The sequence below is a fragment of the Dyella sp. 2HG41-7 genome (assembly GCF_021390675.1).
GTDB lineage: Bacteria > Pseudomonadota > Gammaproteobacteria > Xanthomonadales > Rhodanobacteraceae > Dyella_B.
Map to the genome: position 1 here is coordinate 475,175 of NZ_JAJEJV010000004.1, position 13,031 is coordinate 488,205.

Consider the following 13,031-nt stretch of genomic DNA (forward strand, 5'->3'; position numbering starts at 1 on the left):
CGGTACTGTCGGCAGCTCGCCGAACAGGAGATCGAGCAAGGTGACGTCCCCTTCGAAAGACATGCCTTCCCCCATCGGCCGGCTGCTGCGCGAGTGGCGGGCAGCGCGGCGCATGAGTCAGCTGGATCTGGCGTTGGAAGCGGAGGTGTCCGCGCGACATTTGAGCTGCATCGAAACCGGCAAATCGAAGGCGAGCAAGGACGTGATCGGGCGACTCGCCGACGCACTGGGTATGCCGCTGCGCGAACGCAACGTGCTGATCCGCGCCGGTGGATTCGCCACCGAATTCTCCGAAACCCCGCTAATCACACCCACGCTCGACCGGATGCGCGACGCCATCGCGCTGATCCTTCGCCATCAAGAACCGTATCCCGCCTTTGTCGTCAGCCGCCATTGGGAAGTGCTGCACGCCAACGACGCGGCAATGCGCATCAACCATTTTCTGATGCAAGGCCGACCGTTGCGGCATACCAACTTGCTGCATCAAGTATTCGATCCCGAAGACTTCCGCCCCGTGATCGTCAACTGGCAGGAAGTGGCGGGACGCTTTATCCGTCATCTGCACGATGTGGTGACCAGCGTGCCCACCGACGACCACTCGCGCCGTTTGTTGGAAGAATTGCTCGTCTATCCCGACGTGCCATCGCATTGGCGTTCCATGGACGCAAGCGAGGGCATAACGCCCGTGCTCAATCTCGTGTTCCGCAGCTCGGTCGGCGAATTGCGCTTCTTCGAAACGATGACCACCTTTATCGATCCGCGCGATGTGACGTTGGAAGAGTTGCGCATCGAATGCTGCTTCCCCGCCGACGAAAAAACCGCCGCCTTCTGCCAACACCTGCGCGAGACATCGCAAGCCGCCGCCTAACGCGCCGATATGACCTCCCAGGTCATTGCGCCGCCACGCTGCCGAATTACCTTTGCATCAACACATCCAGCAAAGGAAAGGCCATGCGGTTATCACGATGGAGTGGGGCGATTTGCGCGGCGTTGATCGCGACGCAGGTTCACGCGGGGCAGGAAGTTGGCGACTATCGCGGGTTGCCTCAAGATCTCGCTGCGGCGGCGACGGCCTACGATCTCGCGCAATTCAAATCCGATCGCGCGGAACTCGAACGGTTGCTCGCCGACGATTATGTGTTGGCAAATGCGAATGGGGAGAATCAAACCAAGGCGCAAGACATTGCCGATGCCGTAGCGCCGGGAAGCAAGACGACGTATGTCGCGATTACCCAACAAGTGCGCAAGGTGTGGCCGAATGGCGCCGTATTAGGTGGGATGGTGGATGCGAAAGGGTTTAATCGCGGGAAGGCGTTTACGATGCGGGCGCGGTTTGTGGATGTTTGGGCGAAGCGTGATGGGAGGTGGCAGGTGATTTTTACGCAAGTGAATAGCGCACCATAAATCGCCGCAGTCTTTGTCCCTACCTCACGTCATTCCGGCGAAGGCCGGAATCCAGTGAAGTACGCTGTGCGAAGCACACAAAATCGATTTTGAGTGCTGCGCACTACGTACTAGTACTGGATTCCGGCCTTCGCCGGAATGACGAGAGGAGGACAGGGGAATCCCAAGCGCAGGTGTTGTCCTCAAAAATCCGACTTCCCAAACCGCGCCACACCTTGGTTGAAACCCGGCGGATCAAGCGTCGTCAGATCAAGATCAACCGGCGTCCCAATCCAATGCGCCAACGTCGTGTGATCCGCTAAATCATCATCCGTCAACGGATGCACCAACGCACGAAACCCCGACGCCTCGATAAAACTACACACCGCAGGTAACGCTTCTTTCGTGAAATGAATTTCAAACTGCGGAATCGGATGCGGCCCCGCTTTCCCTTCCGTCGGTCGCCCCACAAACAACAACTGCGGAATCTTCCCCGACGTCATGCATTCGCGCAGCAACGCGCGCGCGGTGTCAGCCAGTTCGCGCTGCGAATGCTCGAAATAAATATGCGCGTGATACGGCGCGTCATGGTCGTTTACTGCGTTCATTCCAGCTCCGTTCGGTCGCTTGTAGAACACCCTGCGATCCACGCAGGGTAGATCGAGCTGAAAGTTTGGCACGTCGCCCTCCCGGGAAATGCGCGCCGGAGCCGGCGGCGCGTCATAGTGCGCGTCTTGCCGAGGTTGATAAATATGGGATGATTTGACCCATTCGAAACCTATGGGTTTTTAATCGTGAACAAGCTGGCCAATATGGAAATGTTCGTGCGCGTGGTGGAAAGTGGCAGTTTCGCCGCCGCCGCCGAGGCCAGCCGGGTATCGGCCACCATGGTCGCCAAGCACATCCACGACATCGAACAACGACTCGGCGCGCGCCTGCTCCATCGCACCACGCGTCGCCAGCAACTGTCGGATGTGGGGCGGCTCTACTACGAGCGCTGCAAACACGCGCTGGCGGAAGTGGAACTGGCCGAAGCCAGCGCCTTGGAATTGCACGCCACGCCGCGCGGCCAACTGCGCGTCATCGCGCCGGTCAGCTTCGGCAGCCATATCCTGGCGCCCGCGTTAAGCGAATACATGGCGCAATATCCCGATATCAGCATCGAACTCACATTGGACAATCGCCCGTCCAATCTTGTCGACGGCGGCTTCGAGCTCGGCATCCATATCGGCGAGATCGACGAACCCGGCATCGTCGCGCGTTCTTTGCGTCCGTATCGGCGAATACTCGCCGCATCGAAAAGCTATCTTGATCGCCACAGCCGCCCCGAGCATCCCGAACAACTCAGCACACACAATTGTCTGGGCCCCTCGTATTGGCGCCGACACGATCGATGGCTGCTCGTAAACGCCAACGGCGAACAATGCCAAGTTACCGTGCGCAGTCGCTTCACCGCCAATCAAGGCAACGCGCTGCGCATCGCCGCGCTGAACGGCGCCGGCATCGTGCTGCAACCCGAAGCCGTACTCACCGACGATCTCGCCGCCGGTTGCTTGTTGCCCGTGCTGCCCGATTGGTCGCTGCAACCCTCGCCGATGTATCTGATCTACGCGCAAGACGCGCGCCCCACCGCCAAGCTCCGCAGCGCCATCGATTTTTTGCTGGCGCGCTTGAACACGTAAGACAGTCACGTACGTATGCGACGCTGTCGTCGCATAAAAACACCAGGAGTCACCCGATGAACGACAACACCGTGCAAGCCGATCTGCTTCGTCTCTTCGAACGCCACGACGTGGAACTGGAATTGGACGAAGAATCGTGGCTCGTCACCGACGGCGATTTCCCCGCCGTTCGCGGCAGCTGGCACGACGGCGCGGAAGGCGAGCCCGGTCGCTTGGATATCGACGTCGTCATCAGCGAAGAACGCCATATCGAAGAAAGCTTCGCAGGCCAAGGTCGCGGCGATGCCGGCGCGCGCGATGCGTTGAAGGCGTTCGAGCGCAATGTGTTGTATGTGGTGCTAGCGGCGTGTTGGTACGTCACCGACGATCGACGCATTCAAATTCAAAGTTGGGAATTGGGCATACGCACGTGGGATGTCTTTGTCGGCCCGCTTACCTTCAATCGCGATGATGTCGCCGCGCCCGAAGGTTTGGTATCCGGTTTGCACGACGCGCTGCGCAACGAAGCGTTGAGCGGCGAATTGCATTGGATTCGTTTGTTCTATCGCCGCGCGGATGATGGATCAGTGGTGGCCGAGGCGTTGTTGGATAACCAGCCGTGGGCGGGTGGCGATCGTCTGCTTCATCAATTGGCGTGGCCGGCGACGGAGAAGGGATATAGCGCGCGGTGTTTTATTGCGTTGGATATTCGGGATTATTGACGTCGCACGGCTTCGCTATCCACGCGCGCGTACATACACCTCGCTCTGATACACAAAACGCCGTACCGTCACCAATCGCCGTACGGTCTCCAATCTCCTCACCGTCATTCCAACGAAAGCTGGAATCCAGTGGCTTTTCCACATCGAAGTCGCTGGATGATTCGCTTCGCTCACCCCTTCGGGGCCGTCCTTCGGATGTTCTCCGCGCTGCGCGCTACGCCCAGCTTTCGCTGGAATGACGAGCAAAAAAACCTAACGTCGCACGTCTTTGCTGTCAGCTCTCGCTTTGATACCCGCAATCGCCGTGCGGTCACCACTCGCCACACCGCTTCCAATTTCCCCACCGTCGTCCCGGCGAAAGCCGGGACCCAGCGACTTTCGACGTAACAAAGACACTGGGCCCCGGCTTTCGCCGGGGCGACGAGCAAAAAAAATGACGTCGCACGTCTTTGCTGTCAGCGCTCGCTCTGATATCCGCAGTCGCCGCGCGGTCACCACCTACCTCACCGCCTCCAATCACCCCACCGTCGTCCCGGCGAAAGTCGAGACCCAGCGACTTTCGACGCAACAAAGACACTGGGCCCCGGCTTTCGCCGGGGCGACGAGCAAAAAAACTGACGTCGCACGTCTTTGCTGTCAGCTCTCGCTTTGATACCCGCAATCGCCGCGCAGTCACCACTCACCATACCGTCTCCAATTTCCCCACCGTCGTCCCGGCGAAAGCCGGACGTAGCGCGAAGCGCGGAGAACGTCCGAAGGACGGCCCCGAAGGGGTGAGCGAAGCGAATCACCCAGCGACTTTCGACGCAACAAAGACACTGGGCCCCGGCTTTCGCCGGGGCGACGAGCAAAAAAACCAACGTCGCACATCTTCGCTATCAATGACGAGCAAAGAGCGTGAGGGCCTCACGAACAGAGTGCACCGCAGCGCGAACTTCCAATTCGAAAAGTGCGCACAAGTCACCTCCAGTACGCACCGACCAGCAAACTTGCATCAACCTGACTCACTTCGCACCACCCACCATCACCAAGCCTCACACACCCCACACCACCCACCATCACCAAGCCCACTCACCCCGCCACGCATCCCATCTCCTTCACACCAATCGATCCAAATTCGCATCACAGCGAACCGATATCGATACCAAAACAAACACCCGCAACTTATTGCGCACACACATCACACAACCATCACGCCTACACCCGAAATAGCATTGGCTTTATATCGTCCACCCTTTCACAAATTCCTACACAAAAGTGTAAGAAACACCTTTCCATCTGTAGGAAATACCCGCTAGGCTAAAAGCGTCTGCAAACGAAAAACGATCTCGGGGGAGATGCTTTACGTTTTTCGGTTGTGGTCAGGGGGACAAGTTCAGAGCAAGGCACGCACGGGTTATCACAGTTCGACACCTTCGCATGCAGAGCGACGCCAAACCGTCATCTGCACGGGAAAGTCATAGCTGTGTTTAGCCTCCCTGGTTGAGCAAGCGTTGAGAGGCGCTTGTTTTTTGTGGCTCTTAAATCCTGAATTTCTCTTGGGGAGAATGTAATGCAGTCTAAGAACACCTTCGGCATTCGTCGCATTGCAAAAATCGCTTCGGTAGCAGCACTTGTTGGCGCGGGATCGTTCCTCGCCGCTACCGCTTCTGCATCCGACATCGCCGCCGATGCGCAAAACCAAGCGTTGAAGTCGTGGCACGAAACCATGAAGCAAATGGCACCGCCCACCACGGGTTGCTTCCATGCGCAATATCCCAGCGTTATCTGGGAACAAATGGCATGCAGCACCACCAACTACCGTTCCGAACCGCATGTAAAATTCAGCACGGCCGAAACCGTAGGCAACGGCAATGACTACGCCGCGGCGACCTCGGGTATCACCAAGTCCGCCACCGGCAGCTTCCCGGTCGTGACCGGCGTCACCAGCGAAAACGATGGCGGCACCGCCAACAGCTACACGCTGCAGCTCAACACCAACCTTGGCAACGGCACGTCGGCCGAATGCGCAAGCTACGGTTATTCGAGCTGCCAGGTGTGGGAGCAGTACATCTACTCGTCGAGCTATGTCGGCGGCGTAGCGCAGGTGTTTATCCAGAACTGGATGTTTATTCCGTCGCGTTCGCGTTGCCCGCGTACGGGTGGTTGGTCGTCGTACAAGACCAGCTCGTACAACGGTTGCTACAAGAACAGCGCCGCGGTGAACTCCGTGCTGGTGCCGGCTTCGCAGTTGGGTAGCCTCAAGCTTGCTGGCGTCGCCAACGCTGGCGGCAACGACACCGTTACCTTTACCGATGGCACCACCGCTTACGCGGTGAGCGAACCCGACACCACGCTGGGCATTTCCGGTGTGTGGAACCAGTCGGAATTCAACATCGTCGGCAACGGCGGCGGTTCGGCAGCTACCTTCAACACCGGCAGCTCCGTGACCGTCAACCTGCAAGTGAACGACGGCAGCACCAATGCACCGAGCTGCCTCGCCAACGACGGCACCACCGGCGAAACCAATAACTTGAACCTGGGTTCGTGCAGCACCGCTGGCGGCTCCGCGCCGTACATTCAGTTCACCGAATCGAACTGATCGCTTCAAGCAATTCGTAGAAACAACCAAACGCCGAGGGGTTTGCGCCCCTCGGCGTTTTTATTTGCGATGCATTTACCTTTTACAGATCGAATCACCGAATCGCCGTTATAAATTTCAATTTACAAAACAAATAGATGCGCGCATGGCAGGATTAACCGGCCCGGACAATATATCGGGGCCTTGCAATCCGCGGTCCAAGTAGGATTAATGGCGTTTGGAGGGGGGCTCAGAACGCATCGCCGCGCGGTCCAAAAATCGCCCGGCCATTTTCTTTTAGTGAGCAAGCCAAACGGACAGTTTGGCAGCGTCGTTGCGTTTCAGTAAGCCATTGGGGATTACACAAAAGGGGAAAGGGAAGTGTCCACATTCAACACCAAGGGCGCGCTGATCGCCGGCAGTTTTCTGTTCGCCGCAATCACCGCGCCGAATACCTTTGCGCAGGGATTGAAAACAAACACGGGCGCAATCGCGCCGACCAGCCCCTTGGGAATATTTCCGCCAACACCAACACCGATTCCGGTCCCTGCAACACCACCGTTGGATAGTGAGCTCTACACCCAATACTCCATTTCGGGTTCATACACGACGCTCAATTGGTCTGTATGCGGATCGACCCAAACAACGTCAGGTTGCTATGCCTCTGGAACCATGGGGCCATTCGGAAAGATCGGCGCAGTAATCGCAGGCGCTGAGTCCGACGACTACGCCAGTGGAATCGCAACTCAGAATATTTATGTCGTGGATGAAGCTGTCAACGGCGGAACGGGCGTCATGCTTTTCGTTTACCAAAAAAAGGATGTCGTAACATCCAGCTCCGATAGCACCACGACAACACCCATCAATGCCGTAAGTCTGAGCCTCACCGGTGGCGTCGGCGCCCACACGTATATGGTGGGCAACGACAATTGCCTCGTTGTCGCTACCGATCAAGGCCCCCATACGTTGATCATCCGAAAATCTGACCTCAGCATCAGATTAATAGGTGGCGACTCGCCACCGGAGGCTATGTCATCCATCACAACCGACCGGAACGGCTTTGTGGTGATGACATCTGGATACAGCCCCAGTACTTCCGGATTTTTAACCCTCATGCCTTCGTGCTATGGCGACGGAGACGGTGGCGGCGGCGAATTTATGATCAACGCCACGAATGGCGTTTCAACGGGTGGTGTCGGAAATATCGTTTCATCCGCCATCCCTTCCAGTTTGGCGACACGTGTGCAGATCCATCCAAAGCTTCAGGCAACGCCGCAAGCGATTCACTAAAAGCGAATCACTCCCGCACCTCTTGCGCAAATCGAAAGGGGGCGGAGACGATTCACTGCATGCCTGGCGCTTATGCGCCGCAAGGAAACAACCAGGGATCACATCGAAGGGGAACGGAAGTGTCCACATTGAATATCAAGGGCGCGCTGATCGCCAGCAGTTTTCTGCTCGCCGCCATCGCTGCGCCGAATACGTTTGCGCAGGCATTCAAGACCAACACCGGCCTAAGCATGCTGGCCAATCCCATCGGCATTCTTCCGCCACCTCCACTTCCGATTACTGTCCCAATTCCTGCGCCGACCCCTTTGGAAAACCACCTCGCTCTCTACACCCAATACGAGATGTCAGGCTCGTACTCTAATTTGAGTTGGTTCGTATGCGGAACCAACGGGTGCTACGCCCTCGGACAGATTGGGCCGTTCGCAAAGATTGGCGCCGTAATGGAAGGCCCCGAATCGACCGATTACAACACCGGAACCGTCACCCGAGATGTCTATGTGGTGGATCAAGCAGCCACAGACGGGACCTATGTGGTGCTTGACGTTTATCGCAGAACAGATGTCATAACACTCAGCTCAGACACCGTCACGATAGGACCCGGGTTTTATGGCATTTGGCTCATGAACCTCACTGGCAGTATTGGCGCCCAAACCTATATGGCGGCCAACGATAATTGCCTCTTTATCGGAACCAATCAGAGCTCAAATGTCTACGTGATTCAAAAATCCAACTTTACTTACAGGTACGTGAGCGGCGCTTCACCGATCGCGAATATGTCTGCCATCACTAACGACAGATTCGGCAATGTATTCGTCACCTTCGGCAACGGCGATAGCAACAGCAACTATGTCAGCTTTGGACCCACTTGCCTTGAGACGGGAGCGGGTAGCGGCGCCATGTTCACCCTCAACGGCACCAGCGGCGTTTCAACAGGTGGCAGCGGCAACCTTATTACGTCCGCAGTGCAGTCCAATAACATGATGCGCTTGCGAGTCCATCCAAGCGTGCAGACAACGTCTCAAGCGATGCACTAAAAACAAATCATCGCCGCTCCTCTTCTGCAAGCCATAAGCTGTGGGGAGGCAGAGCCCGACGTGCGTTCTCGAAAAAAGAAACGCACGTTGGCCCATATGTTTTTCTAAGCACCTTTCGTCTCGGCCGCATATTCGTGCGCAGTGATAGCGGCTCCGCCGCTTATCTTGCAAATCATTGCGACGACATCGCCATTGGGCCGGCTGAAGCCGATATCACCCCATTTGTGAAACTCAGATGAAATCCGTCACGACATGACCCCCCGATTATTGGGATTGTGATTTCGCCCCAGCGGACGAAGATGGCGACTTTCCAAGGAAGGAAAAGCAAGCATGAACGTCGCGCTGCCAACTAACGATGTGCCTTTGTCGTTGGATCACCCGTCTTAAGCGATTGTCTGGAGCACCACGTTCCGGATGGACGGTGCGCACGCGCGGCACGCTTTACGCGAAGGACGACGCCATTCCGCCCAACTTTGCCCAAAGGGGATCAACATGCACACCGCAACGGAACTCGATCATGAATCCAATGGACTGCCATCCGCGGCGTCTCAAACCGCGCGTGACGACACGCAGCCGCTTCAGAATCTGGAAGAAGACATCAAAGTTATTCTCTGCACGGGGTTATCCAAAATCCCTTACGCAGGCGCTTGGATTTCGGCGTTGATCGGCTTGCTTTGGCCGCTCCATCAACCCTCGCTGTGGGATCAGATCAAAGATCAAGTCGCCAAATTGATCGACGACAAGATCGAATCGTTTTACGAAAATGAGTTGCGGCAAACGATCGCCGGTTTGCGCGACATCATCGGCAATTACCTGATCACCGTTAAAAAAATCAGGGATTGCCTCGATGGCAAGGCGCCGCGTGCCGACCTACCGGGATTGCAGGCCGTGCTTACCGGCCAAGCTGCAGGCGTCCATGACCAATTCACGCTGCTGATTCACCGCTTTACCGGCGCAAGCGAAGATACGGGCTGGAAAGTGTTGCCGCTTTATGTGCACGCGGCGAATCTGCATTTGGCCTTTCTTGCGGATTTTATCAATCGCAAAAATGCGGCTGACGTTTATGGCCTCAACAGCAGCGTGATCGCCGTGTTCCACGATTATTGGAAAAACGCCCTCAAGAATTACGAGGACTACGTGGATAAAACGATGCCGAAAGCGTCGGCGGCATTCGAGAGCGAGCGCGCAAAACGCGCCAGCGAGTACGAAGATCTTCGCCCGAATGTATTTTTCCCTGTCTATGACGCCGGCATCGCCACCGGTGCGTGGTACGGACAGCGCGAATTCAATGCCAAAAACAATCAGTACACCTTGCAGGTGCGTGATTATCGCGAACTGTGGAAAAGCCAACAGGATCCGACGCAACCGCCTGCGGGTGGTCCGCGTACGGCCCTAACGCGCGAACTGTGGTACGGCCCCTATGGCGCACCGTTCCTGGGTGATTTTGGCAACAGTCGAATCGGCTTGCGTGGCGGGCTAAGCCCCGTGCCCTTCGTGCCTCCGCCGCCCGCGACACCCGTGGGACAAACGTTGACGTTCATTTCCTGTCGCACCATGAATTACTACCGCGATGGGCAAAAGCGCAATCATTGGGACTTTCCGTCCCACATCGAGTTGGAAGTCGCTGGCGGTCCAGCCAATAGGATTCCCAATGTCTTTGGTATCAACGTAAACGCCCCGATGTACGGCGGACCTGTCGTCGAAATCAACGTGCATGTCGGACATTACTTTGGCACTGGCGTCACGATCGGCGACTGGACGGGTGGCTATCTGATCAGCGCAATGAATTTTGTGCAGGAAAACGATCGGAAACGCGCGCACCTCTTTGGCGACAACGATTCCTACGGCTACGAAATGCGCGATTACAAAACCGAAACCTGGACCGCGCCAGCCGGGCACATGTTGGTGAATATGAGCTTCCCGTCGCGCGTCAAAAAGCTGTGGAGCAATCGCGGCCACGGCGATTGGTCGAGCATCGGCAGCGTGATGTTCTCCTGCCGTTTCAAAGACCCCACGCTGACACCGACGCACCGGCAGGTCGCCATGCTCTACGTCACCAGCCCGTCCGAACTAACCGCCGAAGAACTCGCGCATATCGAAGCCGATTTGACCGGCGTCACGCGTTCCGACACCGATAAAAAGCGCGCCGTCGCCTCGATCGACGATCACAAAGACCGCCACTTGTTGCAGGACTATCGCAAGCACTACTGGGCGTCTTTGGAAAAACGCGATGCGTAATCGCATAAGCGACGCATAACGTCTCAGCAATTTCAAAGTCACATGCAAACCATGGATCAGAGCGCTCTTCATGTCATCGAAAAGCACTCTGATCCATTTTTTATGCGCGTTCGGATACGTCGCGTAGGAATTACCGACACATCCAATCAATCGCCGCCGACAGATCGCAGCACGCACTTTATGCGAAGGTTCGATAGTCGGGCGTGCCCATCCGGTTAGATGTAAGCGACACGCCCGACATGAGAGAAGTAGCGCGGATCGTCGGAGTTGCGACCTCAAACGATCCGCTGGCCACCACCAACTTACACGAGAAGTCAACGATGGTTACGCTCGATCATAAAGCACCCGCGCACACACGCGCCCCCGCAGCGGTGCAAAGCCCCAACTACTTCTCCTCCGTGCCATCGGCACGGTGTCGAGCCATAGTGGGTTTCCGACGAAATGGAAGCAGCTGATTCCTACAAGCCGGACAGGTCCTACCTGTAACCCGTCACGCCGCGCGCAATACGCGGCGTGATCCAAGCGTGCGCGGCATTCGCCCCGCGCCACCGCTCCCCTGCGCAAAGGATTCCCCATGAAAGAAAAAGCCCCCGGCGCCTGGCTAACCCTAAACGCCAGCTACTTCGCCGCCCCCGTCTTAAATCCACTCAGCCTGCTCGACGACGCACAAACTTTGATTGAAAACGCCCACGGCGTCGTTCAAGTTATGCGCGACGCCGTGCAACTTTCCCCCTACGTCGACAACCGCGCACTAGCACATGCGCTAAAAGCCGTCGAAACACTCATGGAAATGAGCGCCGGCTGCGCCGAAGTCGCGCATGTGCGCTTTGTGTCAATCGGCGATGGTTGGATCGACATGTATCAAACCATCAATAAATAGTTTTGAGTGCGAACAGTAAAAGCCGGCGCACTCATGCCATCGCACGAGCGCGCCACTTTGAATAATCCAAATCGCAGCCAATCGGTATATGCGTGAAATATTCAAAGCGAATAACCCAATCCACTTCCCCTTTCAAAACCACCGGCCTATCCTCCGCCCCCAGACGTCCATGTATGGGGAGATACACGCCGATGTCGAACCTCCACGCACCCCTAATTGCGGCGGCCGCACTCGCCACCACCGCAACCCCCGCGCGCGCAACAGACCAACACATAACCCCACAAGAAGCCGTCACCACCTACTGCGCAGCCTGGAGCACCACCGACCGCACCACCCGCGATCAAATGCTGGAACGCGTATGGGCAAAAGACGGCATCTACACCGACGCCGAACCCACCTACGCCGTCGGCCGCACCGCCCTCAGCGACACCATCGCCAAATTCCAGCAAGACTACCCAGGCAATACCTTCCGCTGCAGCACTCCGCAAATGCACCACAACTTCATGCGAGTAACCTGGTTCCGCCTGAGTAGCGACGGCAAACAACTAGGCGAAGGCGTCGACATTTACGACATGGCTCCCGACGGGCGCATCAGCCGCATCGTAGGCTTCTTCGGTCCGGCGCCGGCGCCGTGATTTGCGCCTTTGTAAAAGCAGTCGGCTGACAATGGATTCAGTAGCAACTTGCAGATCATTTGATAGTAGACACATGTCTGCGCTGTTCAACTCGCTTCATTTTTCCTTCTCTCATCAGAAGGCCGAGAACGCTCCATGTTAGGTAGTCTTTCGATCCACCCAAATAATCACTCTGAAGTCCCAACCCCTTCGCCGCATCCGAATTGAGGATTCCATCAGGATTCGCCTGTGCGAGCTCAAAGATTGCATCCTTAAGTAGTTCGAGGCCAACCTGAGCTTTCTCTACGACACCAGACGGTATTACTAGGCCTTTGCGAGTCTTGCTAACGGAACCTGATGGAATTACAGAGTTAGTGAGTATGCCACCGGAAGTTTCTGTGCCAAATGCCGAAATAAGCTCAGCTTCGAGCTTCAGCGCCTGAGCCTCCGTCAAATCCTCTGCAAGTACCGTTGTTATGACCTCAAATCCGTCAGAAATGATTTGAGCGATGCGTTCGCCTTTGCGGGTTCGATCAACATTGATCGTATGTTCCCAGGCACGAACCCCCGTACCCTTTCCGATGTAGAACGGAGTAGCGGGCGTACGTCGAGGGTCCTTAAGCGCGTAAATATAGTAAGGATTCATGGC

At 56.6% G+C, this 13,031-nt stretch carries 12 protein-coding genes; 10 read left to right on the forward strand and 2 right to left on the reverse strand.

Annotated features, from left to right (window positions below):
- The first annotated feature begins 61 nt into the window (after nucleotides 1-61).
- The gene (locus tag L0U79_RS03515; protein WP_233840508.1) at nucleotides 62-868 is read left to right on the forward strand and encodes a helix-turn-helix transcriptional regulator; all 807 of its coding nucleotides are present in this window, start codon (nucleotides 62-64) and stop codon (nucleotides 866-868) included.
- An 83-nt stretch (nucleotides 869-951) separates the two neighbouring features.
- Nucleotides 952-1,404, forward strand: coding sequence for a nuclear transport factor 2 family protein (locus L0U79_RS03520; protein WP_233840509.1), 453 nt, complete (start codon nucleotides 952-954; stop codon nucleotides 1,402-1,404).
- Between the two features lie 182 nt (nucleotides 1,405-1,586).
- Here L0U79_RS03520 and L0U79_RS03525 read toward each other — a convergent pair whose 3' ends face one another.
- A complete protein-coding gene (locus L0U79_RS03525) occupies nucleotides 1,587-1,991 on the reverse strand; it encodes a DOPA 4,5-dioxygenase family protein (RefSeq protein WP_233840510.1) in 405 nt (134 codons plus the stop codon).
- A 186-nt stretch (nucleotides 1,992-2,177) separates the two neighbouring features.
- Here L0U79_RS03525 and L0U79_RS03530 point away from each other — a divergent pair, with 186 nt between their 5' ends.
- The 8 genes from L0U79_RS03530 (at nucleotide 2,178) to L0U79_RS03565 (ending at nucleotide 12,403) form a co-directional block, all read left to right on the forward strand.
- Nucleotides 2,178-3,065 carry a LysR family transcriptional regulator gene (locus tag L0U79_RS03530; protein WP_233840511.1) on the forward strand — a complete coding sequence of 296 codons (888 nt, stop codon included), beginning with the start codon at nucleotides 2,178-2,180 and terminating at the stop codon, nucleotides 3,063-3,065.
- Nucleotides 3,066-3,121: 56 nt separating this feature from the next.
- Nucleotides 3,122-3,766 (forward strand): DUF6348 family protein, encoded by a 645-nt coding sequence (locus L0U79_RS03535; protein WP_233840512.1) that lies wholly within the window; start codon nucleotides 3,122-3,124, stop codon nucleotides 3,764-3,766.
- Between the two features lie 1,552 nt (nucleotides 3,767-5,318).
- Nucleotides 5,319-6,347 carry a hypothetical protein gene (locus L0U79_RS03540; RefSeq protein WP_233840513.1) on the forward strand — a complete coding sequence of 343 codons (1,029 nt, stop codon included), beginning with the start codon at nucleotides 5,319-5,321 and terminating at the stop codon, nucleotides 6,345-6,347.
- A 360-nt stretch (nucleotides 6,348-6,707) separates the two neighbouring features.
- Nucleotides 6,708-7,616, forward strand: coding sequence for a hypothetical protein (locus tag L0U79_RS03545; RefSeq protein WP_233840514.1), 909 nt, complete (start codon nucleotides 6,708-6,710; stop codon nucleotides 7,614-7,616).
- 119 nt (nucleotides 7,617-7,735) lie between these two features.
- Entirely contained in the window at nucleotides 7,736-8,650 is a 915-nt protein-coding gene (locus L0U79_RS03550) for a hypothetical protein (RefSeq protein ID WP_233840515.1), read from the forward strand.
- Nucleotides 8,651-9,142: 492 nt separating this feature from the next.
- The gene (locus L0U79_RS03555; protein WP_233840516.1) at nucleotides 9,143-10,888 is read left to right on the forward strand and encodes an insecticidal delta-endotoxin Cry8Ea1 family protein; all 1,746 of its coding nucleotides are present in this window, start codon (nucleotides 9,143-9,145) and stop codon (nucleotides 10,886-10,888) included.
- A 574-nt stretch (nucleotides 10,889-11,462) separates the two neighbouring features.
- Nucleotides 11,463-11,768 carry a hypothetical protein gene (locus L0U79_RS03560; RefSeq protein ID WP_233840517.1) on the forward strand — a complete coding sequence of 102 codons (306 nt, stop codon included), beginning with the start codon at nucleotides 11,463-11,465 and terminating at the stop codon, nucleotides 11,766-11,768.
- A 191-nt stretch (nucleotides 11,769-11,959) separates the two neighbouring features.
- Nucleotides 11,960-12,403: a hypothetical protein gene (locus L0U79_RS03565; protein WP_233840518.1), complete on the forward strand. Its 444-nt coding sequence runs from the start codon at nucleotides 11,960-11,962 to the stop codon at nucleotides 12,401-12,403.
- A 55-nt stretch (nucleotides 12,404-12,458) separates the two neighbouring features.
- Here the strand turns inward: L0U79_RS03565 and L0U79_RS03570 are convergent, their stop codons facing one another.
- Nucleotides 12,459-13,028, reverse strand: a complete 570-nt coding sequence (locus tag L0U79_RS03570; protein ID WP_233840519.1) for a GIY-YIG nuclease family protein — start codon at nucleotides 13,026-13,028, stop codon at nucleotides 12,459-12,461.
- Nucleotides 13,029-13,031 lie beyond the last annotated feature (3 nt).